Below are 24,948 nucleotides of genomic sequence, written 5' to 3' on the forward strand. Positions count from 1 at the left end.
CCGCAGGTTTCAGGCGGTTTCGACATATTTCAGGCGCCAGAAAATCCGCTTTTCCGCACGGGGTGCAGACTGCGTATCGAGTCAAATGGGCTTAAGCGCTTAGATGTAAACGAGAAACCGGGAAGTCACAAAAAGATCGATTGAATTTGCAAATGAGGCCGATAGCGGGCATAGTCTCGGCTTCTTTACAACTTCAGCCACGGTCGTGCCCATGCTAAATCGCTTCGCACCCCTCGTGCCTCTCGCACTCGTCACCCTGTTGTTCGGTTGCGCTGCTCATTCTCCAGTTCAAGAGCAGCCTCAACAGGTTAGAAATTCTGCCACTGCCCAGTCTTCCGTTATTTATCAGGAAGAGCTGGCCACCGAAAAAGAACTCGCCGATTTCAACGGCAAGAAGCCCTACGAGCTTCCGGTTCTGGCCGACAGCATCCTCGAACGCGGCATGTCCCTGATCGGTACCCGTTACCGTTTCGGCGGTACCTCTGAAGCCGGTTTTGACTGCAGCGGTTTCATCGGTTATCTGTTCCGCGAAGAAGCCGGCATGAATCTGCCGCGCTCCACCCGCGAAATGATCAACGTGGATGCGCCTCTGGTCTCGCGCGGTAATCTTGAGCCGGGCGATCTGCTGTTCTTCGCCACCAATGGTCGTCGCGGTCGTGTAAGCCACGCCGGGATCTACCTGGGTGACAATCAGTTCATTCACTCCAGCAGCCGTCGCAGCGGCGGTGTCCGCATCGACAGCCTGGGTGACAGCTACTGGAGCAAGACCTTCATCGAAGCCAAGCGCGCCCTCGCGATGGCACCGACCGTGGTCACCGCTCGCAAGTAATTCCCCGTTGTCGCCACGTCCGTGGCGACAAAAACGGATCCCGGCAAGGGAGTAGACCTAGACTTTACAAGGTGAAGTTAAAGTCTTACTTGAAGTTTGCCGTGTAGCCGCTAGAATCCTGTATCTATATTGATGGCAAACCGCCTGCGTGCTCCGCAGGCGGTTTTGTTTCTGTCCATTCGGCAGAGAAAGCCGCAGCCAGATCAGGATGTTCTGCTTATGACGATGTCGGCCCGCCTCACATTGATTTTCTTCGCAGCGCTGCTCAGCGCCTGCGCCAGCCGCACCCCGCCGCCTGCGCCCGTGGTACGCGCTCCGGTGGTGTTCGGGCCCTCCCAAGCTTTTTCGCCCGCTGCTGAGGACGTGCTGTTTCGCGCGCTGGGCCTGGTTGGCACGCCCTATCGCTGGGGCGGCAACACGCCAGACTCCGGGTTTGATTGCAGCGGTCTGATCGGTTTCGTCTACCGCGATGCCGCCGGCATCTCCCTGCCGCGCTCCACCCGCGAGATGATCGTGATGCAGGCGCCGAATGTGGGCAAGGAAGGGTTGCAGACCGGCGACCTGATCTTCTTCGCCACCAACGGCGGCTCTCAGGTCAGCCATGCGGGGATCTACGTGGGGGAAGGTCGCTTCGTGCATGCGCCAGCCACCGGCGGCACAGTGAAGCTGGACAGCCTGTCGAAGGCGTATTGGCAGAAGGCGTATTTGAGTGCCAAGCGGGTGTTGCAGCCGGAGCATCTGGCGCATAACCCCTAGTAAAAAATCGCAGCAATCCTAATGTGGGAGCGAGCCTGCTCGCGAAAGCGGTGTATCAGTCAACTCAATGTAGGCTGACACTCCGCATTCGCGAGCAGGCTCGCTCCCACAGTTGTTTTGTGGCGGGCCCACGTTACTTGGCGGACGACACTCGCCACACCTTGTTCCCCACATCATCGGCCACCAGCAAACCACCTTGCTGGTCAATCACCACGCCAACCGGGCGGCCCAATGCGTTCTCGTCCTTGTCGAGGAAGCCGGTCAGCACATCCACCGGTGCTCCGTTCGGCTTGCCGGCGGTGAATGGTACAAAAATCACCTTATAGCCACTGTGCGGTTTGCGGTTCCACGACCCGTGCTGGCCGATAAACGCGCCTTCCTTGAACTGCGCGGGCAAGTTGTTGCCCTCGGCGAAGGTCAGGCCCAGCGAGGCGGTGTGCGGGCCGACGGCATAATCCGGAGCGATGGCCTTGGCCACCAGATCCAGATTCTGCGGCTTCACCCGCACATCCACGTGCTGACCGTAATAGCTGAAAGGCCAGCCATAGAAGCCACCGTCCTTGACCGAGGTGATGTAGTCCGGCACCAGGTCGCTGCCGATTTCGTCACGTTCGTTGACCGCTGTCCACAGCGCGCCTGTGGTGGGCTCCCACGCCAGGCCGTTGGGGTTACGAATGCCCGAGGCGAAGATCCGGTGATTGCCCGTGGCGCGATCCACTTCCCAGATCGCGGCGCGACCTTCCTCTTTATCCAGACCATTCTCGCCGACATTGCTGTTCGAGCCGACGGTGACATACAGCTTGCTACCGTCCTTGCTGGCGATGACGTTCTTGGTCCAGTGATGGTTCAGCGTACCGCCCGGCAGGTCGGTAACCTTGATCGGCTGTGTGTTGATCTCCGTCGCACCGGGTTCGTAGTGGAAGCGCAGCAGGCGATCAGTGTCAGCGACGTACAAATCGTTGCCGACCAGGGTCATGCCGAACGGCGAGTTGAGGTTCTGCAGAAACACCGTGCGGGTCTCGGCCACGCCGTCGTGATCGGCGTCGCGCAGCAGGGTGATGCGGTTCGGGCTTGGCACGCCGGCACCGGCTTTGCCCATGACTTTCTTCATCACCCAGCCGCGAATACCGCTGCTGTCATCCGGTTTGGGTGGCGCGTTGGTTTCCGCCACCAATACGTCACCGTTGGGCAGCACGTAGAGCCAGCGTGGGTGATCGAGGCCTTCGGCAAATGCAGCCACTTGCGTACCGGCTGCGGCGGTCGGTTTGCCACCTGCAGGCCAGCCGACCGCTGGGGCGATGTTCACCGTCGGGATCAGGGTTTTGTTCGGTTCAGGCAGTTTCGGTGACGGTCCAGTGCCGTCGGAAACTTGCAGGCTGGAGGATTCACCGCAGGCGGCGAGCCCTCCGGCGAGAGCGATGACGAGAGCGAGTCGGGTTTTGCGCATTGCTGATCTTCCCTATGAATGCATGCTTAATCATAGAGAACCCTGCGCACCCGATGGTTCAACCGCTATCCGCGAGCCTCTTTGAACAGCACGGCGATGCCCGGGTGATAATTGCCCGCTTCGCTGCGCAACTTGCGGTAGGCGTAGGGGAAATACCAGGCCACGGCGCAGCAATGCTCCTTTTGCAGGTCGTCGACCATGTCCTGCAGTTCTTCGGGGCTGGCGCTGTGCTGGGCCTTCTGCGGGGCGACGAACAGGCAGCCGAGCTTGAGGTCGCTGGCGAAGCTGATGCGTTTGGCATCGCTGGTGATGTCCAGCAGGGCCTGGGTCAGATTGAGGTTGTTGACCCGCGGCCAGCGCTGGGTAGCCTGGAGGTAGGCGCGGTCTTCGGCCCCGGCGATGAACAGGTCGGCGCGGGCATTGCGCTCGCCGTCCTCGTTCTGTTTGCGGGTGGTGGTATCGCAGAGGGTCACCAGCTCGGCCATCCAGGCCGCAGCGGAAAGCAAGCCGAGATTGGCTTTCTCGTCATGCCAATAGGGCGTGTCGTTGTCACCGCGTACCGCGTTGTAACGGTCAATACAGTCAAACCAGCGTTCAAGCACCGGGCGCAGGAATTCCAGGCGCGGGTTGCTGATGATCATGCCTTGCATCGTCATCATCCTTATTGTTGTGGTGTGCTTTTTCAATCAAAAGCATGGCTCTTTGATATCACTTGTCTCAGTGTGGCACAAGATTGGCGTCAGATAATTGATCGGCGACAGTTATTCGCCCGACGGCCCCCTCTTTAATTGACGCTCCACCCCCAACCCTCTAACCTTCGCGGCTTGTTTCAGGTGCTCTGTGACGCGTGTCGACAGAGTGAAACAGGGAAGCCGGTGAGGGTTGTCTTCAGGTGAAGCACGATCACGATCCCGGCGCTGCCCCCGCAACGGTAAATGAGTGAAAACTGCGCATTGAGCCACTGTGTCGACCGACGCGGGAAGGCGCGCAGTCAGGCGATTCGCCGCTCATGAGCCCGGAGACCGGCCTGATCCATCCAGCGGCATCACGGTGGGCGATGCCAGGCTTTTTGCCGTCTGTTCTTGTGCCTGCCCGCCGTTATCCAGCCTCAACGGAGAGCTCCCCCATGACCGATTCCCCCGAGCGCGACGAACGCCATCTGGCGCGTATGCAGCGCAAAAAAGCCGTGATCGACGAACGCATCGCCAATTCCCCTGACGAGTGCGGCCTGGTGCTGGTGTTGACCGGCAATGGCAAAGGCAAAAGCAGCTCGGCGTTCGGCATGCTTGCCCGTGCCATGGGCCACGGCATGCAGTGTGGCGTGGTGCAATTCATCAAGGGCCGCAACAGCACCGGTGAAGAGTTGTTCTTCCGCCGCTTCCCCGAGCAAGTGCGTTTTCACGTGATGGGCGAGGGTTTCACCTGGGAAACCCAGGATCGCCAGCGTGACATCGCCGCCGCTGAAGCTGCGTGGGCAGTGTCTCGCGAGCTGCTGCGTGATCCGTCGATCGGCCTGGTGGTGCTGGATGAACTGAACATCGCCCTGAAACACGGCTACCTCGATCTGGATCGAGTGCTCAGCGACCTGCAGGCGCGTCCGCCGATGCAGCACGTGATCGTCACCGGTCGCGCGGCCAAGCCGGAAATGATCGAAATGGGCGATACCGTCACCGAAATGGGCATGCTCAAGCACGCCTTCCAGGCCGGCATCAAAGCGCAGAAAGGCGTCGAACTTTGAATCAACCACGTCACTGCCCGGCGGTACTGATCGCCGCGCCGGCCTCCGGTCAGGGCAAGACCACCGTCACCGCCGCGCTCGCTCGCTTGCATCGCAATCAGGGGCGCAAGGTGCGCGTGTTCAAGTGCGGCCCGGACTTCCTCGACCCGATGATTCTCGAACGCGCCAGCGGTGCGCCGGTGTATCAACTGGACATGTGGATGGTTGGCGAGCAGGAAAGCCGCCGCCTGTTGTGGGAAGCCGCCGCCGAAGCCGATCTGATCCTGATTGAAGGCGTGATGGGCCTGTTTGACGGTACGCCATCGAGCGCCGATCTGGCACGGCATTTCGGCGTGCCGGTGCTCGGCGTCATCGACGGCACGGCCATGGCCCAGACGTTCGGCGCATTGGCCCTGGGCCTGGCGCGCTATCAGCCGGACTTGCCGTTTGCCGGCGTGCTGGCCAACCGCGTCGGCACGGTGCGCCATGCGCAGTTGCTGGAAGGCAGCCTCACCGAAGGCCTGCGCTGGTACGGCGCATTGTCCCGGGAAACCGGGATCGAACTGCCAAGCCGCCATCTCGGCCTGGTGCAGGCCAGCGAACTCAATGATCTCGATGTGCGCCTCGACGCCGCCGCCGAAGCCTTGGCCGGCACTTGCGAGGTAGCGCTGCCACCCGCCGTGGAATTCGCCGCGCCTGAAGTGATCCCTGCTGAGCCGCTGCTCGAAGGCGTGCGAATTGCCGTCGCTCGTGACGAAGCCTTTGCCTTCACCTACGGTGCCAGCCTCGATCTGCTGCGGGCGATGGGCGCTGAGTTGAGCTTCTTCTCGCCGATCCGCGATACGCAATTGCCCGAGGCCGACAGTCTGTATCTGCCCGGTGGTTACCCGGAATTGCACCATGTGGCGCTGGGGCAAAACACCGCGATGCTGGATGCGATTCGCGCGCACCACGCTGCCGGCAAACCGCTGCTTGCCGAGTGCGGCGGCATGCTCTATCTGCTCGACGCGTTGACCGATGTCGAAGGCACCCGCGCCGAACTGGTCGGGCTGCTGCGCGGTGAGGCGGTGATGCAAAAACGTCTGGCGGCACTGGCACTGCAAGCGGTGGATTTGCCAGAAGGTTCGTTGCGCGGCCACACCTATCACCATTCCCTGACCAGCACCGAACTGACGCCGATTGCCCGGGGAGTCAGCCCGAATGGCGGGCGCGGGGCGGAGGCGGTTTATCGGGAGGGGCGGATGACGGCGTCGTACGTGCATTTTTACTTTCCGTCGAATCCGGCGGCGATTGCCGCATTGTTTGCGCCAGATCTCAAGGCCGCCATCGCTGGCAAGCCAGCTCCCACAGTGGCCGGTGTCATGCCTGAAGAAACGCGATCCCCTGTGGGAGCTGGCTTGCCAGCGATGGGGCCATGATCGACAACGCCTATTCCGAGGCCGAACGCGCAGCCGTCTACCGAGCCATCGCCGAGCGCCGCGACATGCGCCACTTCACCGGCGGCACGGTCGAGCCGGAGCTGCTGCGCCGTCTGCTGGAAGCCGCGCATCAGGCGCCCAGCGTCGGTCTGATGCAGCCGTGGCGCTTTATCCGCATCAGCGATCGCGCCTTGCGTGGGCAGATCCAGAACCTCGTCGAAGAAGAACGCGTGCGTACCGCCGAAGCCCTCGGCGAGCGCAGTGACGAGTTCATGAAGCTCAAGGTCGAAGGCATCAACGACTGCGCCGAAGTGCTGGTCGCGGCGCTGATGGACGATCGTGAAAAACACATTTTCGGCCGTCGTACGCTGCCGGAAATGGACATGGCCTCGCTGTCCTGCGCGATTCAGAATCTGTGGCTGGCGTCCCGTGCCGAGGGGCTGGGCATGGGCTGGGTGTCGCTGTTCGAACCGCAGGCGCTGGCCGATCTGCTGCAGTTGCCGGCCGGGGCCAAGCCATTGGCAGTGTTGTGCCTGGGGCCGGTCAAGGCATTCTATCCGGCGCCGATGCTGGTACTCGAAGGGTGGGCGCAGGCGCGGCCGCTCAATGAGTTGCTGTACGAAAATTATTGGGGAGTGAGTCAATGAGTGTGGCGTTGTTGAGTGTCGCCGCAGTCGCGCTGGATGCGCTGCTGGGTGAACCGAAACGCTGGCATCCGCTGGTGGCGTTCGGCAATTTTGCCGGGCGCATCGAGCGCCGTTTCAATGCGGGCGGACGTGGCTGGCGCAGTCACGGGGTCACCGCGTGGGTGATCGCGGTGCTGCCGCTGACCTTGCTCGCCACCGCGTTTTCCTGGGCACCGTACGTGGGCTGGATCGTCGAGATTCTGGCGCTGTATTGTGCCCTCGGCATGCGCAGTCTTGGTGAACACGTCGAGCCCGTGGCCAAAGCCCTGCGCAGCGATGATCTGGAAGAAGCACGCAAACGCGTCGGTTATCTGGTCAGCCGTCAGACCAGCGAACTGGACAGCACCGCCGTCGCCCGCGCCGCCACTGAATCGGTGCTGGAAAACGGCAGTGACGCGGTGTTCGCCGCGCTGTTCTGGTTTGTCGTGGCCGGTGCGCCGGGCGTGGTGCTCTATCGCCTGAGCAATACGCTCGACGCAATGTGGGGCTATCGCAACGAACGCTTCGAGCGCTTCGGCTGGTGCGCGGCAAAAATCGACGACGTGCTCAACTACATTCCGGCCCGACTGGTGGCACTGACCTACGCGCTGCTGGGCAACACCCGGCTCGCCTGGAAATGCTGGCGCAGCCAGGGCCCGCAATGGGACAGCCCCAACGCCGGTCCGGTGATGGCGGCTGGCGCCGGTGCGTTAGGCGTCGAACTGGGCGGCCCGGCGATCTATCACGGTGAACTGCATGAGCGTCCGCAACTGGGCGAAGGTGCGCCGGCGGATGCCGATTCGATTGATCGCGGCTGGCAATTGGTCCAGCGCGGGGTATGGTTATGGCTGCTGATTCTCTGCGTGGGGGCTGAATTCTATGCTTGAGCACGGTGGCCGGCTGCGCAAGGCTGCACTCGATTACGGGATTGCCGAGGCCGACTGGCTCGACCTGTCCAGCGGGCTTGCGCCGTGGCCGTTTGCGGTGCCGCAGATTCCGTTGCGCGCCTGGGCACGCTTGCCGGAAGCCGACGACGGCCTGGAGCAGGCCGCGTGTGATTACTACGGTGCTTCGCAGGTGCTGCCGGTGGCCGGTTCGCAAATGGCGATCCAGCTGCTGCCGCGTTTGCGCCGTGCCGGCAAGGTCGGTGTGTTGTCGCCGTGTTATGCCGAGCACGCCGAAGCCTGGCGTCGCAGTGGTTACATCGTGCGCGAAGTGCTGGAGCAGGAAGTGGAATTCTTTCTCGACAGCCTCGACGTGCTGGTGGTGGTCAATCCGAACAATCCCACTGGCCTGAGCCTGACCCCGGCGCGGCTGCTCGACTGGCATGCGCGGCTGGCCCAGCGCGGCGGCTGGCTGGTGGTCGATGAAGCGTTCATGGATAACACGCCGCAGCTGAGCCTGGCCTCGCACACCCATCAAGTTGGCCTGATCGTGTTGCGCTCGTTCGGCAAGTTTTTCGGTCTGGCCGGGGTGCGTCTGGGGTTTGTGCTGGCCGAGCGCAAGTTGCTCAGGTTGCTCGCGGAACAGGTCGGGCCGTGGGCGGTGAGCGGGCCGACACGGGTGCTCGGTCAGGCCTGTTTGCAGGACACCGAAGCGCACACTCGGCAACGTATTCGCAGCGATGAGGCCAGTGAACGTCTGGCGCTGCTGCTGGAGCGTTATGGCTTCAAACCCCATGGGGGTTGTGCGTTGTTTCAGTGGCTGATCACCGAGCACGCGCAAGCGCTACACGAATTCATGGCGCGACGCGGGATCCTTCTGCGCATCTTCACCCACAACAGCAGTTTGCGTTTTGGCCTGCCCGCCAACGCCGCTGAAGAAGCGCGCCTCGAACAAGCGCTGCAAGCCTTTGCCAAGGAATCGAAATGACCACCCTGATGGTGCAAGGCACCACCTCCGACGCCGGTAAAAGCACACTGGTGACGGCGCTGTGCCGCTGGGCCACCCGTCAGGGCGTGGCGGTGGTGCCGTTCAAACCGCAGAACATGGCGCTCAACAGTGCGGTGACCGCCGACGGCGGCGAGATTGGCCGGGCGCAAGCGGTGCAGGCGCAAGCCGCGCATCTCGAACCGCACACCGACATGAACCCGGTGTTGCTCAAGCCCAACAGCGACACCGGCGCGCAGGTAATCATCCATGGCCGCGCGGTCACCAGCATGAACGCGGTGGCGTATCACGACTACAAAGCCATCGCCATGCAAGCGGTGCTCGCGTCGCACGAGCGGCTCAGCGCGGCGTATCCGCTGGTGATGGTTGAAGGCGCTGGTTCGCCGGCCGAGATCAATCTGCGTGCCGGGGACATCGCCAACATGGGCTTTGCCGAAGCGGTGGATTGCCCGGTGCTGCTGATCGCCGACATCAATCGCGGCGGGGTGTTTGCGCACCTGGTCGGCACGCTGGAGTTGCTGTCGCCGAGCGAGCAGGCGCGGGTCAAGGGCTTCATCATCAACCGCTTTCGCGGTGACATCGCCTTGCTGCAACCGGGCCTCGACTGGCTGGAACAACGCACCGGCAAACCGATGGTCGGTGTGCTGCCGTACGTGATGGACCTGCATCTGGAGGCAGAGGACGGCATCGACCAGCGCCAGACCGACAAGGCCGAGCAAGTGCTGAAAGTGGTGGTGCCGGTGCTGCCGCGTATCAGCAATCACACCGACTTCGATCCGCTGCGTTTGCATCCGCAGGTTGATCTGCAATTCATCGGCCCGGGGCAGGCGATCCCTGCCGCCGACCTGATCATCCTGCCCGGCTCGAAAAGCGTGCGCAGCGACCTCGCGTATCTGCGTGCCAATGGCTGGGACGCGGCGATCAATCGGCACTTGCGCTATGGCGGCAAGTTGCTGGGGATCTGCGGCGGTCTGCAAATGCTCGGTGAGCAGGTGCACGATCCGCTGGGCCTGGAAGGCGCGCCGGGATTCAGTGCCGGCCTCGGTTTGCTGGCGTTCGAAACCACGCTGGAAGCCGAGAAGCAATTGCGCAATGTCCGTGGGCATCTGGCGCTGGAAAACGCCGAGGTCAGTGGCTATGAAATTCATGCCGGGGTAACGGTAGGCCCGGCGCTGGAGAACGCGGCGGTGCATCTGGATGACGGTCGTTGCGATGGCGCGCAGAGTCTGGACGGGCAGGTGTTCGGCACCTACCTGCATGGCTTGTTCGAATCACCGCAAGCCAGTGCCGCGTTGCTGCGCTGGGCCGGGTTGAGTGATGTGCAGACGGTGGATTACCACGGCTTGCGCGAGCGCGATATCGAGCGGTTGGCGGATCTGGTGGAGCAGCATCTGGATACCGATTTGTTGCGTGAGCTCTGCGGGATTTGAGTGGCCTGCCCAGGCCCCATCGCTGGCAAGCCAGCTCCCACAGGGGAGTGAGGTGTTTCAGCCACTGCGATCACTGTGGGAGCGGGCTTGCTCGCGAAGGGGCCGGTGGCCTCAACACATAATTTTCAGGATGTCCCCATGCTCCAACTGATCCTCGGAGGCGCTCGCTCCGGCAAAAGTCGCCTGGCGGAAAAACTCGCCAGCGACAGCCAGCTGGCGGTCACTTACATCGCCACCAGCCAGCCGCTGGACGGTGAAATGAACGCCCGCGTCGCCCATCACCGCGCCCGGCGTCCGGCCGAATGGGCACTGATCGAAGAACCCGTAGAGCTGGCCCGCGTCCTGCGTGAAAACGCCGGCGCCGAGCGTTGTCTGTTGGTGGACTGCCTGACCCTGTGGCTGACCAATCTGCTGATGCTCGATGACGTCGCGCGGCTCGCCGCCGAACGTGAAGCTCTGCTGGACGGCCTGGCGTCATTGCCGGGGGAAATCATTTTTGTCAGCAACGAGACCGGAATGGGTGTCGTGCCGCTGGGCGAATTGACTCGCCGCTACGTCGATGAAGCCGGTTGGCTGCATCAAGCTCTGGCCGAGCGTTGTCAGCGAGTCGTCCTGACAGTCGCCGGCCTGCCCCTGACCCTGAAAGGACCTGCGTTATGACTCAAGCGTGGTGGTTGAACCCGTGCCAATCCGTAAATACCGAGATCGTTGAACACGCGGCGGCGCGCCAGCAGCAACTGACCAAACCGGCCGGCTCCCTTGGTCGCCTCGAAAGCGTGGCGGTGCAATTGGCCGGGTTGCAGGGGCAGATCAAACCGACGCTGGAGCAGGTCTGGATCGCGATTTTTGCCGGTGATCACGGTGTGGTCGCGGAAGGTGTTTCCGCCTTTCCGCAGGAAGTCACCGGGCAGATGCTGCTCAACTTCGTCAGCGGCGGTGCGGCGATCAGCGTGCTGGCGCGCCAGCTCGATGCGCAGCTGGAAGTAGTCGATCTGGGCACCGTGACACCGACGTTGAATCTGCCGGGCGTGCGTCATCTGAACATCGGCCCGGGCACGGCGAACTTCGCCAAAGGCGCGGCGATGACCCAGGCGCAGGGCGAACTCGCCTTGCAGGCCGGTCGTGACAGCGTGCTGCGAGCCAAAGCGGCCGGCGCACAGTTGTTCATCGGCGGCGAAATGGGCATCGGCAACACCACTGCCGCCAGTGCGCTGGCGTGTGCCTTGCTCGATTGCCCGGTGGCGCACCTGACCGGTCCCGGCACCGGGTTGAACGCCGAAGGCGTCAGCCATAAAGCACAAGTGATCGAGCGCGCACTGGCGCTGCACGCGGCGCAACGTGGCGATGCGCTGCAAACCCTGTTCAACCTCGGCGGTTTTGAAATTGCCGCACTGGTCGGCGCGTACCTGGCGTGTGCGCAGGAAGGCGTCGCGGTGCTGGTCGACGGCTTTATCTGCACGGTCGCCGCGTTGGTCGCGGTGCGGCTGAATCCGGCTTGCCGCGAGTGGCTGCTGTTCGGCCATCGTGGCGCCGAGCCGGGCCATCGTCACGTGCTGGAAACCCTCAATGCCGAACCGCTGCTGGAACTCGGTTTGCGTCTGGGCGAGGGCAGCGGGGCGGCGTTGGCTGTGCCGCTGTTGCGTCTGGCCTGCGACCTGCACGGGCAGATGGCGACGTTCGCCGAAGCGGCGGTGGCGGATCGTCCGGCATGACGTTGCGTCTGGACCTGCTGCGCCACGGTGAGACTGAGCTGGGCGGCGGTTTGCGCGGCAGTCTCGATGATGCGCTCACCGAAAAAGGTTGGGCGCAGATGCGTGCCGCCGTGATCGCCGGAGGGCCGTGGGATCGCTTGATCAGCTCGCCGTTGCAGCGTTGTGCGCGGTTTGCCGCCGACCTGGGCGAGCAGTTGGGGCTGCCGGTTCATTTGGATAAAGATCTGCAAGAACTGCATTTCGGTGCCTGGGAAGGGCAGAGCGCAGCGGCACTGATGGAGACCGATGCCGAGTCGCTAGGGTTGTTCTGGGCCGATCCGTATGCGTTCACGCCGCCACAGGGTGAGCCGGTCAGTGATTTTGCGGCGCGCGTGCTGGGCGCGGTTGCACGGTTGCATCAGGCCTATGCCGGTGAACGCGTTCTGCTGATCAGTCATGGCGGCGTGATGCGTCTGTTGCTGGCACAGGCGCGAGGTTTGCCGCGTGAGCAGTTGCTCAATGTCGAAGTCGCGCATGCTTCGCTGTTCGCACTCAGCGTCGAGGCCGATGGCGTGCTCAAGGAAGGTCACTGAGATGCTGCCACTGTGGATCGCCCTGCAATTTCTCAGCAGCCTGCCGATTCGTCTGCCGGGGATGCCGGAGCCGCAACAGCTCGGGCGTTCGCTGTTGTTTTATCCGCTGGTGGGGTTGCTGTTCGGGGTGATCCTCTGGGTATTCAACCTGGTATTGGCCGGCGCGCCGTTGTTGTTGCATGCGGCGCTGTTGCTGACGGTGTGGGTGCTGCTCAGCGGCGCGCTGCATCTGGATGGTCTGGCTGACAGCGCCGACGCCTGGCTTGGTGGTTTCGGTGATCGCGAGCGCACGCTGACGATCATGAAGGACCCGCGCAGCGGGCCGATTGCCGTGGTGACGCTGGTGTTGGTGTTGCTGCTGAAGTTTTGCGCGTTGTTGGCGCTGGTCGAGCAAGGGCACGCGGTGATGTTGATCATCGTGCCGCTGCTGGGGCGCGCGGCGTTGCTGGGGCTGTTTCTGACCACACCGTATGTTCGCGCGGGTGGGTTGGGGCAGGCGTTGGCTGATCATCTGCCGCGCCGGGCCGGTTGGTGGGTGCTGGGGGCAAGTGCGCTGGCCTGCTTGCTGATTGCCGGGGTGAAAGCGATTGTTGCGCTGGTTGTCGCGTTCGTCGGGTTTGTCTGGCTGCGGCAGGTGATGATGCGGCGCTTGGGCGGGACCACGGGCGATACGGCGGGGGCGTTGCTGGAATTGCTGGAGGTGGCGGTGCTGGTTGGGGTGGTGTTGGTCTGACAGGTGCCTGTTGCCTGTTCGGACCTCATCGCTGGCAAGCCAGCTCCCACAGGTATTGAGGCGTTTGCAGATTTTTTGAACACTTGCAAAAAACTGTGGGAGCTGGCTTGCCAGCAATGGGGATGTGTCAGACGCCACAATCCTTATTGATAAACTCATGTGTAACTTGATTTAACACAGTCGCGGGTATATACACGCATCATGCTTCCTTCTCAGTGTTTGTGCACCAACCTGCGTCGCGCCGCTCGTGGCGTCAGCAGGCATTACGACGGCGCTCTCGACGGCTTCGGGATCAACGTTGCCCAGTATTCTTTGCTGTGCAACCTGCAGCGTCTGGATCAACCGAGCATCTCGGAACTGGCCGAAGCCATGGGCCTGGATCGCAGCACTTTGGGGCGCAACCTGCGGGTACTCGAAGGCGAGGGCCTGGTGGCGCTGGCCGAGGGCGAGGACATGCGCAACCGCATCGTCCGGCTCACCGAAACCGGTGCACAGCGCCTTGCGGCAGCGCTGCCGGCCTGGGAAGCGGCGCAACAGCGATTGATCGATCGCCTGGGCGCCGAGAAGCGTGAAACCTTGCTGCGACTGTTGGACGAACTGGCCTGAAGGCCGGTTTTTCCGGATTTAAGCGGGTATATACCCGCGAACGGAGAATAACAATGACATCGATGTGGCGTACGTGCGGTTGGGTGTTGCTGGGAAGTGCGCTGATTCTGGCGTTGTCATTGGGCGTGCGGCACGGCTTCGGCCTGTTCCTGTCGCCGATGAGTGCACAGTTCGGCTGGGGGCGCGAAGTGTTTGCCTTCGCCATCGCTTTGCAAAACCTGATCTGGGGTCTGGCGCAGCCGTTCACTGGCGCGCTGGCTGACCGATTCGGTGCGGCCAAAGTGGTGCTGGTCGGCGGCGTACTCTACGCCCTGGGCTTGGTGTGCATGGGCCTGTCCGATTCGGCGCTGACCTTGTCGCTGAGTGCGGGTCTATTGATCGGTATCGGCCTGTCCGGCACCTCGTTTTCGGTGATCCTCGGCGTGGTCGGGCGTGCGGTGCCACCGGAAAAACGCAGCATGGGCATGGGCATTGCCAGTGCCGCCGGCTCCTTCGGTCAATTTGCGATGTTGCCGGGCACACTGGGTTTGATCGGCTGGCTCGGCTGGTCGGCGGCGTTGCTGGTGCTGGGCCTGCTGGTGGCGCTGATCGTGCCGCTGGTGAGCATGCTCAAGGACAAGCCGCTGCCGGTGCTGGGCCATGAGCAGTCCTTGTCTGAAGCACTGCGCGAAGCCTGTTCGCACTCGGGCTTCTGGCTGTTGGCATTCGGCTTTTTCGTCTGCGGCTTCCAGGTGGTGTTCATCGGTGTGCATCTGCCGGCCTATCTGGTTGATCAGCATCTGCCGGCCACGGTCGGGACCACGGTGCTGGCGCTGATCGGGCTGTTCAATATCTTCGGCACTTACACTGCTGGCTGGCTCGGCGGGCGCATGTCCAAACCGCGTCTGCTGACGGCGTTGTACCTGCTGCGCGCGGTGGTGATCGTGCTGTTCCTGTGGCTGCCGGTGACGACGACGTCGGCGTACCTGTTCGGCATGGCCATGGGCTTTCTGTGGCTGTCGACGGTGCCGTTGACCAACGGCACGGTGGCGACCTTGTTTGGCGTGCGTAACCTGTCCATGCTCGGCGGTATCGTGTTCCTCTTTCATCAACTTGGCTCGTTCCTCGGCGGCTGGCTGGGTGGCGTGGTGTATGACCGTACCGGGAGTTATGACTTGATCTGGCAAGTGGCGATTCTGTTGAGTCTGCTGGCGGCCGCGCTGAACTGGCCGGTACGCGAGCGTCCGGTGGCGCGTCTGCAGCCGGCGGTCGGCGCCGTATGAAGCGTTCCTGGCCGCGCATCGCCTTTACCGCACTCGGCGCGCTGTTGCTGGCGCTGGTGTGGTGGGGCTGGCATCAGGGCGGCCTGGCGCTGATGCAGTTGGGCCTGGGCGCTTGCTTGTAGGCTTGGATGGCGAGTAACGTCGGGAGTCTGATGACTGCTCAAAGGATGCCCGACATGCTCATGCGCTGGTGTGCTGTACCTGCGTTGCTGATGGCGTTGACCGGATTGGCCCAAGCGGCCGATTGCCCGGAGGCGCTGCAAGGTTCGTTGCCCAAGTTGCGCGCCAAGGAATCCGTCGATTTGTGCCAGCGCTACGCCGGCAAACCGCTGGTGGTGATCAATACCGCCAGTTTCTGTGGCTTCGCCCCCCAGTTCGAGGGCCTCGAAGCGCTCAATCAGCATTACAAGGCGCAAGGCCTGGAAATGCTCGGTGTGCCGTCCAATGACTTCAAGCAGGAGTCCAAGGACAGCGCCGAAACCGCCAAGGTCTGCTACGCCAACTACGGCGTGACGTTCACCATGACCGAGCCGCAGAAGGTCCGAGGCGACGATGCGACTCATCTGTTCAAGGTGCTGGCCGAACAGAGCAGTGCGCCGAAGTGGAATTTCTATAAGTACGTGATTGATCGTCAGGGCAAGGTGATCGCGAATTTCTCCAGCCTGACCAAGCCGGATGATCCGGAGTTTATCGCGGCAGTTGAAAAGGCCATTGCCTCAAAACCACTGCAACCCTGACCCTGTAGGAGCTGCGGAACGCTGCGATCTTTTGATCTTAAAAAACAAGATCAAAAGATCGCAGCCTCGTTTCACTCGACAGCTCCTACAGGTTGTAAATCTCAGGCACAAAAAAGCCCCGCTTTCTGCAAAGAGAGCGGGGCTTTTCTGTGGGCGAGGGGTTAGCCTCGCCGCGCAGCATCAGAAGCGGTAAGTAGCGCCGACGCCGAAACCGTTTGCCGAGTTTTCATACTTGGCGTCGTAGGTCTGGCCACGATCGTTCTGGTTGTGGACCTTGACCGACTCTTCTTTCAGGTACGAGTAAGCCACGTCGATGGTCAAGTCTTCGGTCGGGCTCCAGCCGGCACCGATGCTGAAGATTGTGCGGTCGCCAGTAGGGATGCGTGGCGAGCGGTCGACGTTGTTGGTCGGCGACTGGTCGAAGGTCAGACCGGTACGCAGTACCCATTCCTTGTTCAGCTGGTACGAAGTACCCACGGCGTAAGCCCAGGAGTCGTGCCAGTTCTGCTCTTCAGTGATCTCGCCGAACTGACCGGCCAGCAGCGGCTGGACGCCGGAGTTTTCAACGGTGATCTTCTTCAGCTGGCTCCAGCGGGTCCAGGTCGAACCGGCGTAGACGTTCCAGCGATCATTGATCGCCTGAGTCACCGAGAAGTCCACCGATTCAGGTGTGGTGATCTTCAGCGAAGCGTCGTACTTCTGCTGGGCGCCCAGACCGACTGCGCCCAACACGCTGTAATTGACCTTGGTGTTGCCTTCGAGCTTGTAATCGACTTTCGAGTGGTAGGTCAGACCCAGACGCGTGGTGTCGGTGGCTTGTACCAGCACGCCGATGTTGTAGCCCAGCGCGGTGTCGTCACCCTTGATCTTGACCTTGCCGTCCGGCGCGGCCTGGGTGATCGACAGGTTGGATTCCAGCGTACCGTCGATACGGTTGATGGTCGGACCGAAACCGATCGACACCACATCGTTGAACTTGTAGCTGACAGTTGGCTGGAAAGTGATGACTTGCACTTCGGACTTGCTGCCGAAGTAACGGCCGCCAAAGCCTTTTTCATAGTCGGTAATCAGGCCGAACGGCACATAAACGCCGAGGCCGAATGCCCAATGCTCGTCGATCGGTTTGACGTAGAAGCCCATAGGTACGGAGGTGAAGGGCACCATGTCGCCTTTGTTGCTGCCGCCGTTAGGGCTGGAGCTGGCGTCGCTGATATCGGTCTTGGCATCGAGGAATGCAACACCGCCGGTGACTTGTTCACGCGTGAGGCGCGACATGCCGGCAGGGTTGCCATAAACAGTGCTTGCGTCGTCGGCAGAAGAGGATCGCCCAGCGTAACCAGTACCCATCCCGCTGATGCTGTGTTCGTTGATGGCAAAGCCAGCTGCGAAGATCTGGGTGGATGCCATGGTAACGGCGAGGCTAAGGGTGGTTTTGAGCATGACTTTTTTCATTATTAGAACTCCTGGTGATCACCGGGGCGAAAATTACCAACATTTTCGTTCCAGCGCTATAGTCCCTATGCCTTGAGTTAGAGCGGTTTTGTAGGACAATCCGACCAGATTCGCGACCTGTTGAGCGATCTTTCAAAACTCGCCAGTCAACAAGCGACCTGATTCACCGGTGAAACACACGTTTGCCAGGCGTAGGTGAAGTCGCGCAGACGGCCTTGCGGCTGGAAGGTCTGACGCCAGATTCGCGCCATGCCTAGCAGATCGCCCGGGGCGGGGAGGGTGGGGTGTTGTTCTTCTACCAGCAGCCAGGCGATGGCGGTGGCGTAACGCAGATTGACGGTCAATTCCAGGTGCGGGCCGCTAAGAAAAGCATGCTGGCTGGCGAGACCGCGAACAAGGCTCGCGCGCTCTGGATCCAGAGCCAGGTAGTGATCCCAAAGGGCTTGGTGGCGATGTTCGGCTATCCGGTAGAGGCCGTGGCCACGGCGGTCATGCAGGGCGGAGCCGAGGGCGGACTGGCTGGCGGCAATTCCCAGCAGCAGGGATTCGGCGGTTGCGCAATGACGTCCCAGATAAATCAATGTGGGACGGATCACGTAGCGACACAGTTCGCTGGCAGCGATACCCATAATGCCCTCGATTCTTGTAATGGGGCGGCGAAACCTGAAGGGGCTTTGGCAGCGGTGGATCGACTCAGGCTCGCCGGAAGCGGATCAAGCCGCTTGAGTTGAAGTGTAGTGTCATATTCACGACGTAAAGGCCTGTTTTTAAAATATTTCCAGCAGCGAGCGAAAAGCGTTATATCCGATGGTGCTTAGGCACCAGCGGCTAAAAGCGAAACATCGGGCAATAAAAAACCCCGCATTGTGTGCGGGGTTTTTGCTTTTGCAGCCTTTTCGGCTCTCAGGCAATCAACGCCTGACGCGTACGATCAATAATGGCCTGCAGCGGCTCGGCGCTGGAGTATTGATCGGGGTACAGACGCTCGCTGTGGCGGGCGATTCCGTGTTCATTGACCACGGTGAAGCTGAAGCAGCCTTTGCGAGCGGCCATGATCAGGCAGTTCATCGGGGCAAAAGCGTTGGTTAGGGTGCGAATGGCATCCTGAGTCTGGATTTGAGTAGACATAGTTATTAGGTGTTCCTACAAATGACACGGATAAGAACCGTGCAACGTTAAAACGTTCCAGTAATGTCGACCACCATTGGTCGAACAAAGAACCCGACTGGAACAAAGCAGCCAGTTTGAAGCGCTATTAAGTTGGCGCGCTTGGCTGGCAGGTAGGTACTTAGGAGGACAGGCAACACATCGAGGGCAGAGGTTCTGGGCCCGGGGTGAAGATCCTGATCAATTTGCAGGTTGGTTCGGTCAGAGTAAGTGGTCTTCGCAGCACCCTTTGCATTCATTCAAAGGCTGTGCTGGCGCAAGATTTACCTGGAAACCATCGAGGGGTCGTTCCCGCTTTTTTCGGTGAAGGGCTTCTGGGAAGAAGGTTGACCGTGGGGATGTGTTCGACCGGAATTGACTTTCAGCTTGGTACTAACGCCGCGGATAGTAACGGAACGTCCTGGGCAATGCAAACCCTGCGGCAAAAAAAGATTTCGGCCGGTGGCGCGAATCATGGGTGACAGGGCTGCCCTTCGCGAGCAGGCTCGCTCCCGCAGGAGAACAGGGATCCGAATGTGGGAGCGAGCCTGCTCGCGAAGAAGCCGTCCGTCGCCACAAAAGCGTGCAGTCCTGCCCATCGCCAACCCGCTTATCCACTGCTCAGGGTGCAAAACGACCCGAAAAAGCGCATCGATATAACCGGGTAACAGGTACTTGTGCACATTAGTTGCGCAGACGGTAACCTCACTGTCATATCAATCCTGACCCCGATGGCTGCCTGCATCAAAAGTTTAAGTCAATGAAAAATATCGTCTTTTTTTGTTGGTGAAAAAATCGTCAGTTTGACTGCGAGCCCCATTCCACAAGGCTTTGCGCGAGTTCGGAAGCGGTTGTCCACTGAGTTATCCACAGCTTCTGTGGATTGTCCCTAGCGCTTGCTCTAGCACGGGCGTGCCGGGTTTTTTTCGACTTTACCTGTACGAAAAAGAGAGTAGAGTGGCGCGCCTTCCGATCTGTCCCACAGTGTTTTATGAAGTTTCGCTCAGTATCAGACTCTGTTACCTCCGAACACCCTCGTGTTACCTCTCCCAAGCGATTTTCCGTGCGTGTGGCCGAATGGCTGCTCGACAGCCCGCGGCTGGGCGATAGCCGTAATGCCAAGCATCTGGCGGGGCGCCTGCTCAAGCAACCGGCACGCGAAGGCGTAGTCGCGGCGCAAAGTCGCCTCGGCCAATTGATGTGCCGCGAGTGTGGCAATGCCCGGGATCGGCGCATCGGCCAGGATCTGCTGCGCCAGGCCGCTCGCGCCGGCGACCGTCGTGCACAACGGGAACTCGGTCTGCTCGAAGACTGAGCTGTCCAACACCCCACGCCTTGGTTAACCTTCAGGCTTTATCGGATCGGCAGGAGTGGCTATGGCTATGGACTTGACCAGCGTGTTGCTCGGTCTGGCGGGCGCGGGATTGCCGCTGCTGGCGCTGGCCTGGCAACTGCAGCGGCGGGCCAGCGACCGGCAAGCCGAGGCCGCCTTGCTCGAAGAGCGCCTGGCCATGGCGCAACTGGCGCAGGACGGGCTTAACGCGCAGTTGGAAGCCAGTCGCGATGAAATCGTCGACCTCGGCCAGGCCAATGCCGCCAGGCAGGCGGAGTTGGCGGCCCTGCGCCGCGAAGTCGAGTTGCTGCAGATCGAACGCGATGACGCCCGTGACGCGTCCCACGCCTGGAACATCGAGCGCGCCAACAAAGAGGCCGAATTGCGCCGCCTCGACGCCCAGGCCGCTTCGCTGAACGCCGAACTGCGCGAGCAACAGGAAAGCCATCAACAACGCCTCAACGACCTGCAAGGCTCGCGCGATGAGTTGCGCGCGCAGTTCGCCGAGCTGGCGGGAAAGATCTTCGATGAGCGTGAACAGCGCTTTGCCGAGACCAGTCAACAGCGTCTCGGCCAGTTGCTCGATCCACTGAAAGAGCGCATCCAGTCCTTCGAAAAACGCGTGGAAGAGAGCTATCAGGCCGAAGCCCGCGAGCGCTTCTCGCTGGCCAAAGAGCTGGAGCGTCTGCAGCAATTGAACCTGCGTCTGAGTGACGAAGCGACCAACCTGACCCGCGCCCTCAAAGGCCAGAAAACCCAAGGCAATTGGGGTGAGTTGATTCTTGAACGGGTGCTGGAGCACGCCGGTCTGGAGAAGGGGCGCGAGTACCAGACCCAGGTCAACCTCAAGGGGCCGGACGGCGAGCGCTTCCAGCCGGACGTGATCATTTACCTGCCGGGCGACAAACAGGTGGTGGTCGACTCCAAGGTCAGCCTCACGGCGTATCAGCAGTATGTCGCCGCTGAAGACGACACCCTCGGCCAGGTCGCGATCAAGCAGCACGTGCTGTCGCTGCGCAGTCACGTCAAAGGCCTGGCCGGAAAGGATTACAAGCGTCTGGAAGGCCTGCATAGCCTCGATTTCGTGTTGCTGTTCGTGCCGATCGAAGCGGCATTTTCCGCCGCTTTGCAAGCCGAGCCGACGTTGTTCCAGGAGGCATTCGACCGCAACATCGTGATCGTCAGCCCGACCACGTTGCTGGCGACGTTACGGGTGATCGACAGCCTGTGGAAGCAGGAGCGGCAGAGCCAGAACGCCCGGGAAATCGCCGAGCGTGCCGGCTGGCTGTACGACAAATTCGTGCTGTTCATTCAGGATCTGGACGAGGTCGGCAATCGCCTGCAACAGCTGGACAAGGCTTACAGCTCGGCGCGCAACAAACTCACGGAAGGGCGCGGCAACCTGGTCAGCCGCAGTGAGCAGCTCAAACTGCTCGGTGCGCGGGCCAGCAAGAGTCTGCCGGCGGACTTGCTGGAACGGGCGATGACCGATGTCGACGGGCTGGTCGAACTGCCAGAGTAAAGAGCAAAAGATCGCAGCCTGCGGCAGCTCCTACAGGATGAATGCAAATCCCATGTAGGAGCTGCCGAAGGCTGCGATCTTTTGCTTTTACAGCGGCACATACCGACTCAACAACGCCCGCAATGCCGCCGGTTTCACCGGTTTGGCCAGATAATCCAGCCCTGCCGCATGCACCTGCGCCACCGTCTCCGGGCGGCCATCGGCGCTGATCACCACCCCCGGCACTGGCTCGCCTAACGTGGTGCGCAGCCACGCCATCAGCTCGGTTCCGGTATCGCCGTGGTCGAGGTGATAGTCGACCAATGCCAGTTGCGGCCGCACACCCTCGTTGAGCAACGCCGCGCATTCTTCGCGATTGCGCGCCGTCCACACCTGACAGCCCCAGCGGGTGAGCAGGCTGTTCATGCCAATCAAAATGCTGTCTTCGTTGTCGATGCACAGCACTTGCGCGCCGCTGAGCAACTTGCCATTCAACTCCACCGCGGCGCTTTGCGGCAGCGCTTGCGCCCGGGCCAATGGCACGCTGACACTGAACACGCTACCGCGTCCCGGCCACGAACGTACGCGCAAGGTATGGCCGAGCACGCGACACAAACCGTCGGCAATCGCCAGGCCCAGGCCGAGGCCTTTTTCGGCGCGGGTCTGATGGCTGTCGAGGCGTTTGAACTCCTCGAAAATCACCTGTTGCTTGTCTTCCGGAATCCCCGGTCCGCGATCCCACACTTCCAGACACAGTTCACTGCCGCGTCGACGCACGCCCAGCAACACCGGCCCTTTGGCGTAGCGGAACGCGTTGGTCAGGAAGTTCTGCAAGATCCGCCGCAGCAGCTTGATGTCGCTGTCGATACGCAACTGGCTGCCGCGCACCCGGAACGTCAGCCCTTGTTCCTGTGCCAGCGCCTTGAATTCGGCGCCGAGGGTGTCGAACAGCTCGTTGACCGCGAACGGCTTGCGATCGGGGTTGATCTTGCCGTTCTCCAGGCGGGAAATATCCAGCAGGTCGCTGATCAGGTCTTCTGCCGAACGCAGCGAACTGTCGAGGTGTTGCACCAGTTTCTGCGCCTCGCTGCTCAAGCCGTCGTCCTGGTGGGAGAGGGCGGCAGAGAACAGGCGCGCGGCGTTTAGCGGCTGCATCAGGTCATGGCTGACGGCGGCGAGGAAACGGGTTTTCGACTGATTCGCGGCCTCGGCATGGCCTTTGGCTTCAGTCAGTGCAACGTTGAGCTGCGACAGCTCTTGGGTGCGCTCGCTGACCCGTTGCTCCAAACCTTCGTTGGCCTCGGTCAACGCCTGCTCGGCCTCGCGGAACGCAGTGATGTCGGTGAAACTCATGACGAAGCCGCCGCCGGGCATCGGGTTGCCGATCAGCTCGATCACCCGGCCGTTGGGGAACAAGCGTTCGGAGGTATGCGCACGGCCCTGACGCATCCAGTGCAGGCGCCGGGCAACGTGGACTTCCGCCTCGCCGGGGCCGCACAAGCCGCGTTCGGCGTTGTAGCGAATGATGTCGGCAATCGGCCGGCCGACGCTGATCAAACCGTCCGGGTAGTTGAACAGCTCCAGATAGCGCCGGTTCCACGCCACCAGTTTCAGCGACTGGTCGACCACGCTGATGCCTTGAGTGATGTTTTCGATCGCGCCTTGCAGCAAGGCGCGGTTGAATTGCAGGACTTCCGAAGCTTCGTCAGCGATGCGGACGACGTCCTCCAACTGCATTTCCCGACCTTCAATCGCGGCTTTTACGACCGCCCGTGTCGAAGAAGCGCCGAGCACGCCGGCCAACAAGCGTTCGGTGTGGGCGATCCATTCGCCGTCAGCATTCTGGTTCGGGTTGAAGCCCTTGCCCTGGCGGTAAGCGAAACGAATGAAGCTCTGTCGCGCGCGTTCTTCACCGACAAAGCGTGCCGCCAGTTGCAGCAAATCATCAATCTGCACCGCGAGCATCGAGCGCGCACTCGGCCGAGCACTGATTTCCTGGCCGATGAAGCGCCCGGCCTGCCAGTGCTCCGAGACCCGCGTGCGCGACAACACCGAGACCCATGCAAACAGCGTGAAGTTGCCCGCCAGCGACAACACCACACCTTGGGTCAACGGGGTGATCGGCAGGTTCAGCGGGTTACTGTGCAGCCACGAAAGGCCGGGGAACGTGCTCAGCGACCAGCCGAGGCTGTGGGCGGCAATCGGCAGGATCAGCGTGTAAAACCAGAGGAATGTACCGGCGGCCAGACCGGCGAATACCCCACGGCGGTTGGCCTGTTTCCAGTACAGCGCGCCCAGCATCGCCGGTGCCAGTTGGGTGACGGCGGCGAAGGCGATCTGGCCGATGGTCGCCAGGCTCGCGGTGGAGCCGAGCAAACGGTAGCTGACGTAGGCCAGCAACAGAATCAGCACAATGCTCACGCGGCGCACCGAAAGCATCCACTGGCGGAACACTTCGAACGGGCGCTCGGCGTTGTTACGGCGCAGCAACCACGGCAAGAGCATGTCGTTGGAAACCATGGTAGACAGCGCCACACTGGCCACAATCACCATGCCGGTGGCCGCTGACGCACCGCCGATGAACGCCAGCAACGCCAGGGCCGGATGGGCCTGGGCCAGTGGCAGGCTGATCACGAAGGAGTCGGGCAGTACGTGGCTCGGCAGCATCATCTGCCCGGCGAGGGCGATCGGCACCACGAACAGCGCGGCCAGCGCCAGATAGGCCGGGAACACCCACTTGGCCAGACGCAGGTCCTGCGGGTCGATATTCTCCACCACCGTGACGTGAAACTGTCGTGGCAGGCAGATGATCGCCATCATCGCCACACCGGTCTGCACCACCATCGACGGCCAGTTGATGGTTTCTTTCCAGTATTGCTCCAGTCGTGGCGCGAGCATGGCCTGATTGAACAGGTCGTCGAAACCGTCATACAGGCCAAAGGTGACGAAGGCGCCAACGGCGAGAAAGGCGAACAGCTTGACCAGTGATTCAAAGGCAATCGCCAGCACCATGCCGCGGTGGTGCTCGGTGGCGTCGAGGTTGCGCGTACCGAAGACGATGGTGAACAGCGCCAGCACCAGCGACACGATCAGCGCGGTGTCCTGGGCGCGGGTGCCCATGGCGTCGGCACCGGCGCCGATCAACAGGTTCACGCCGAGCACGATGCCTTTGAGTTGCAGGGCGATATAAGGGAGGACGCCGACCAGGCAGATCAGCGCGACCACCACTGCCAGCGATTGCGATTTGCCGTAGCGCGCGGCGATGAAGTCGGCAATCGAGGTGATGTTCTCCTGTTTGCTGATCATCACCATTTTCTGCAGGACCCACGGCGCGCCCAGCAGCAACAGGATCGGTCCGAGGTAGATCGGCAGGAATGACCACAGCTGTTCCGCCGCCTGACCGACCGCGCCGAAGAACGTCCAACTGGTGCAATAAACCGCCAGCGACAGGCTGTACACCCACGCGCGCATCCGCGGCGGCAACGGCGTGCTGCGACGGTCGCCGTAGAAGGCGATGGCGAACATGATGGCCATATAGGCCAGGGCGACGGCGGCGATCAGCCCGGTGGACAGCGACATGCAACACTCCCGACAAAAGACTCCCCGGCAATCCTGCCCGGGCGGACAGTCTCGCATGAGTGCGGCGGTTAGTCAGTGTCGACCAAGGTCGTGGCGTGGCGGGGTGTCGCAGGTTTGAAACCGGGTGGTTTCTCGGGTGACCGGTCAGGCCCCATCGCTGGCA

At 61.7% G+C, this 24,948-nt stretch carries 24 protein-coding genes and 1 riboswitch; of the genes, 18 read left to right on the forward strand and 6 right to left on the reverse strand.

Annotation, left to right across the window (positions count from 1 at the left end):
• Positions 1-211: 211 nt before the first annotated feature.
• Together AC193Q_RS01110 and AC193Q_RS01115 are read left to right on the forward strand one after the other, a co-directional pair.
• Positions 212-829 carry an NlpC/P60 family protein gene (locus AC193Q_RS01110; RefSeq protein ID WP_121184412.1) on the forward strand — a complete coding sequence of 206 codons (618 nt, stop codon included), beginning with the start codon at positions 212-214 and terminating at the stop codon, positions 827-829.
• A 219-nt stretch (positions 830-1,048) separates the two neighbouring features.
• The gene (locus AC193Q_RS01115) at positions 1,049-1,585 is read left to right on the forward strand and encodes a C40 family peptidase (RefSeq protein WP_034156233.1); all 537 of its coding nucleotides are present in this window, start codon (positions 1,049-1,051) and stop codon (positions 1,583-1,585) included.
• Positions 1,586-1,718: 133 nt separating this feature from the next.
• Here AC193Q_RS01115 and AC193Q_RS01120 read toward each other — a convergent pair whose 3' ends face one another.
• Both AC193Q_RS01120 and AC193Q_RS01125 read right to left on the reverse strand, forming a co-directional pair.
• On the reverse strand, positions 1,719-3,032 hold the full coding sequence (locus AC193Q_RS01120) for a PQQ-dependent sugar dehydrogenase (protein ID WP_047292871.1): 1,314 nt from the start codon (positions 3,030-3,032) through the stop codon (positions 1,719-1,721).
• A 65-nt stretch (positions 3,033-3,097) separates the two neighbouring features.
• Entirely contained in the window at positions 3,098-3,682 is a 585-nt protein-coding gene (locus tag AC193Q_RS01125; RefSeq protein WP_041074348.1) for a hypothetical protein, read from the reverse strand.
• A gap of 164 nt (positions 3,683-3,846) precedes the next feature.
• Positions 3,847-4,077: riboswitch (cobalamin riboswitch) on the forward strand.
• A gap of 81 nt (positions 4,078-4,158) precedes the next feature.
• On the opposite strand from AC193Q_RS01125, the gene cobO reads away from it, so the two are divergent.
• The 14 genes from cobO (at position 4,159) to AC193Q_RS01195 (ending at position 15,774) form a co-directional block, all read left to right on the forward strand.
• Positions 4,159-4,770, forward strand: coding sequence for a cob(I)yrinic acid a,c-diamide adenosyltransferase (gene cobO / locus AC193Q_RS01130; RefSeq protein ID WP_041074346.1), 612 nt, complete (start codon positions 4,159-4,161; stop codon positions 4,768-4,770).
• On the forward strand, positions 4,767-6,167 hold the full coding sequence (locus AC193Q_RS01135; RefSeq protein WP_121184414.1) for a cobyrinic acid a,c-diamide synthase CobB: 1,401 nt from the start codon (positions 4,767-4,769) through the stop codon (positions 6,165-6,167). Before cobO ends, AC193Q_RS01135 begins: the two co-directional genes overlap by 4 nt.
• Positions 6,164-6,814, forward strand: coding sequence for a 5,6-dimethylbenzimidazole synthase (bluB, locus tag AC193Q_RS01140; RefSeq protein ID WP_047292875.1), 651 nt, complete (start codon positions 6,164-6,166; stop codon positions 6,812-6,814). The genes AC193Q_RS01135 and bluB overlap by 4 nt, the downstream gene beginning before the upstream one ends.
• Positions 6,811-7,719, forward strand: coding sequence for an adenosylcobinamide-phosphate synthase CbiB (gene cbiB / locus AC193Q_RS01145; protein ID WP_095667135.1), 909 nt, complete (start codon positions 6,811-6,813; stop codon positions 7,717-7,719). The genes bluB and cbiB overlap by 4 nt, the downstream gene beginning before the upstream one ends.
• Positions 7,712-8,704, forward strand: a complete 993-nt coding sequence (gene cobD / locus AC193Q_RS01150) for a threonine-phosphate decarboxylase CobD (RefSeq protein WP_095667134.1) — start codon at positions 7,712-7,714, stop codon at positions 8,702-8,704. The genes cbiB and cobD overlap by 8 nt, the downstream gene beginning before the upstream one ends.
• Positions 8,701-10,152, forward strand: coding sequence for a cobyric acid synthase (locus AC193Q_RS01155; protein WP_121184416.1), 1,452 nt, complete (start codon positions 8,701-8,703; stop codon positions 10,150-10,152). Before cobD ends, AC193Q_RS01155 begins: the two co-directional genes overlap by 4 nt.
• 138 nt (positions 10,153-10,290) lie before the next feature.
• A complete protein-coding gene (gene cobU / locus AC193Q_RS01160) occupies positions 10,291-10,812 on the forward strand; it encodes a bifunctional adenosylcobinamide kinase/adenosylcobinamide-phosphate guanylyltransferase (RefSeq protein WP_121184418.1) in 522 nt (173 codons plus the stop codon).
• Positions 10,809-11,864 carry a nicotinate-nucleotide--dimethylbenzimidazole phosphoribosyltransferase gene (gene cobT / locus AC193Q_RS01165; protein WP_483879065.1) on the forward strand — a complete coding sequence of 352 codons (1,056 nt, stop codon included), beginning with the start codon at positions 10,809-10,811 and terminating at the stop codon, positions 11,862-11,864. Before cobU ends, cobT begins: the two co-directional genes overlap by 4 nt.
• Positions 11,861-12,436: an alpha-ribazole phosphatase family protein gene (cobC, locus tag AC193Q_RS01170; RefSeq protein ID WP_121184420.1), complete on the forward strand. Its 576-nt coding sequence runs from the start codon at positions 11,861-11,863 to the stop codon at positions 12,434-12,436. The genes cobT and cobC overlap by 4 nt, the downstream gene beginning before the upstream one ends.
• 1 nt (position 12,437) lies before the next feature.
• The gene (locus AC193Q_RS01175) at positions 12,438-13,169 is read left to right on the forward strand and encodes an adenosylcobinamide-GDP ribazoletransferase (protein ID WP_047292889.1); all 732 of its coding nucleotides are present in this window, start codon (positions 12,438-12,440) and stop codon (positions 13,167-13,169) included.
• A gap of 201 nt (positions 13,170-13,370) precedes the next feature.
• On the forward strand, positions 13,371-13,775 hold the full coding sequence (locus AC193Q_RS01180; protein ID WP_007950413.1) for a MarR family winged helix-turn-helix transcriptional regulator: 405 nt from the start codon (positions 13,371-13,373) through the stop codon (positions 13,773-13,775).
• A 53-nt stretch (positions 13,776-13,828) separates the two neighbouring features.
• Complete coding sequence (locus AC193Q_RS01185) at positions 13,829-15,037, forward strand: MFS transporter (protein WP_121184424.1); 1,209 nt, start codon at positions 13,829-13,831, stop codon at positions 15,035-15,037.
• Positions 15,034-15,159 carry a hypothetical protein gene (locus AC193Q_RS01190; RefSeq protein WP_256588587.1) on the forward strand — a complete coding sequence of 42 codons (126 nt, stop codon included), beginning with the start codon at positions 15,034-15,036 and terminating at the stop codon, positions 15,157-15,159. The genes AC193Q_RS01185 and AC193Q_RS01190 overlap by 4 nt, the downstream gene beginning before the upstream one ends.
• 54 nt (positions 15,160-15,213) lie before the next feature.
• Positions 15,214-15,774 (forward strand): glutathione peroxidase, encoded by a 561-nt coding sequence (locus AC193Q_RS01195; RefSeq protein WP_047292891.1) that lies wholly within the window; start codon positions 15,214-15,216, stop codon positions 15,772-15,774.
• Between the two features lie 180 nt (positions 15,775-15,954).
• Here the strand turns inward: AC193Q_RS01195 and AC193Q_RS01200 are convergent, their stop codons facing one another.
• The 3 genes from AC193Q_RS01200 to AC193Q_RS01210 all read right to left on the reverse strand — a co-directional run bounded on the left by AC193Q_RS01200 (position 15,955) and on the right by AC193Q_RS01210 (position 18,354).
• Positions 15,955-17,226 carry an outer membrane protein transport protein gene (locus tag AC193Q_RS01200; protein ID WP_121184426.1) on the reverse strand — a complete coding sequence of 424 codons (1,272 nt, stop codon included), beginning with the start codon at positions 17,224-17,226 and terminating at the stop codon, positions 15,955-15,957.
• A 146-nt stretch (positions 17,227-17,372) separates the two neighbouring features.
• Positions 17,373-17,855: a hypothetical protein gene (locus AC193Q_RS01205; RefSeq protein WP_041074321.1), complete on the reverse strand. Its 483-nt coding sequence runs from the start codon at positions 17,853-17,855 to the stop codon at positions 17,373-17,375.
• A gap of 274 nt (positions 17,856-18,129) precedes the next feature.
• Positions 18,130-18,354: a hypothetical protein gene (locus AC193Q_RS01210; RefSeq protein WP_007962908.1), complete on the reverse strand. Its 225-nt coding sequence runs from the start codon at positions 18,352-18,354 to the stop codon at positions 18,130-18,132.
• Between the two features lie 1,009 nt (positions 18,355-19,363).
• Between AC193Q_RS01210 and AC193Q_RS01215 the strand changes: the two genes are divergently transcribed.
• Positions 19,364-19,687 (forward strand): SEL1-like repeat protein, encoded by a 324-nt coding sequence (locus AC193Q_RS01215; protein ID WP_084234297.1) that lies wholly within the window; start codon positions 19,364-19,366, stop codon positions 19,685-19,687.
• Positions 19,688-19,862: 175 nt separating this feature from the next.
• Positions 19,863-21,227 (forward strand): DNA recombination protein RmuC, encoded by a 1,365-nt coding sequence (locus AC193Q_RS01220; RefSeq protein ID WP_179294988.1) that lies wholly within the window; start codon positions 19,863-19,865, stop codon positions 21,225-21,227.
• A gap of 87 nt (positions 21,228-21,314) precedes the next feature.
• Here the strand turns inward: AC193Q_RS01220 and AC193Q_RS01225 are convergent, their stop codons facing one another.
• The gene (locus tag AC193Q_RS01225; protein ID WP_095667130.1) at positions 21,315-24,785 is read right to left on the reverse strand and encodes a hybrid sensor histidine kinase/response regulator; all 3,471 of its coding nucleotides are present in this window, start codon (positions 24,783-24,785) and stop codon (positions 21,315-21,317) included.
• Positions 24,786-24,948 lie beyond the last annotated feature (163 nt).

Source organism: Pseudomonas sp. F2 (assembly GCF_057174385.1).

Bases quoted from the DNA above. Each gene is read 5' to 3' on its own strand.
- AC193Q_RS01180 (WP_007950413.1), top strand. From the start codon at position 13,371: ATGCTTCCTTCTCAGTGTTTGTGCACCAACCTGCGTCGCGCCGCTCGT.
- AC193Q_RS01190 (WP_256588587.1), top strand. From the start codon at position 15,034: ATGAAGCGTTCCTGGCCGCGCATCGCCTTTACCGCACTCGGCGCGCTG.
- AC193Q_RS01195 (WP_047292891.1), top strand. From the start codon at position 15,214: ATGCTCATGCGCTGGTGTGCTGTACCTGCGTTGCTGATGGCGTTGACC.
- bluB (WP_047292875.1), top strand. From the start codon at position 6,164: ATGATCGACAACGCCTATTCCGAGGCCGAACGCGCAGCCGTCTACCGA.
- cobT (WP_483879065.1), top strand. From the start codon at position 10,809: ATGACTCAAGCGTGGTGGTTGAACCCGTGCCAATCCGTAAATACCGAG.
- cobU (WP_121184418.1), top strand. From the start codon at position 10,291: ATGCTCCAACTGATCCTCGGAGGCGCTCGCTCCGGCAAAAGTCGCCTG.
- AC193Q_RS01110 (WP_121184412.1), top strand. From the start codon at position 212: ATGCTAAATCGCTTCGCACCCCTCGTGCCTCTCGCACTCGTCACCCTG.
- AC193Q_RS01215 (WP_084234297.1), top strand. From the start codon at position 19,364: ATGAAGTTTCGCTCAGTATCAGACTCTGTTACCTCCGAACACCCTCGT.
- cobO (WP_041074346.1), top strand. From the start codon at position 4,159: ATGACCGATTCCCCCGAGCGCGACGAACGCCATCTGGCGCGTATGCAG.
- AC193Q_RS01125 (WP_041074348.1), bottom strand. From the start codon at position 3,682: ATGCAAGGCATGATCATCAGCAACCCGCGCCTGGAATTCCTGCGCCCG.
- AC193Q_RS01175 (WP_047292889.1), top strand. From the start codon at position 12,438: ATGCTGCCACTGTGGATCGCCCTGCAATTTCTCAGCAGCCTGCCGATT.
- AC193Q_RS01155 (WP_121184416.1), top strand. From the start codon at position 8,701: ATGACCACCCTGATGGTGCAAGGCACCACCTCCGACGCCGGTAAAAGC.
- AC193Q_RS01115 (WP_034156233.1), top strand. From the start codon at position 1,049: ATGACGATGTCGGCCCGCCTCACATTGATTTTCTTCGCAGCGCTGCTC.
- AC193Q_RS01225 (WP_095667130.1), bottom strand. From the start codon at position 24,785: ATGTCGCTGTCCACCGGGCTGATCGCCGCCGTCGCCCTGGCCTATATG.
- AC193Q_RS01205 (WP_041074321.1), bottom strand. From the start codon at position 17,855: ATGGGTATCGCTGCCAGCGAACTGTGTCGCTACGTGATCCGTCCCACA.
- AC193Q_RS01210 (WP_007962908.1), bottom strand. From the start codon at position 18,354: ATGTCTACTCAAATCCAGACTCAGGATGCCATTCGCACCCTAACCAAC.
- cobC (WP_121184420.1), top strand. From the start codon at position 11,861: ATGACGTTGCGTCTGGACCTGCTGCGCCACGGTGAGACTGAGCTGGGC.
- AC193Q_RS01200 (WP_121184426.1), bottom strand. From the start codon at position 17,226: ATGAAAAAAGTCATGCTCAAAACCACCCTTAGCCTCGCCGTTACCATG.
- cobD (WP_095667134.1), top strand. From the start codon at position 7,712: ATGCTTGAGCACGGTGGCCGGCTGCGCAAGGCTGCACTCGATTACGGG.
- AC193Q_RS01120 (WP_047292871.1), bottom strand. From the start codon at position 3,032: ATGCGCAAAACCCGACTCGCTCTCGTCATCGCTCTCGCCGGAGGGCTC.
- cbiB (WP_095667135.1), top strand. From the start codon at position 6,811: ATGAGTGTGGCGTTGTTGAGTGTCGCCGCAGTCGCGCTGGATGCGCTG.
- AC193Q_RS01185 (WP_121184424.1), top strand. From the start codon at position 13,829: ATGACATCGATGTGGCGTACGTGCGGTTGGGTGTTGCTGGGAAGTGCG.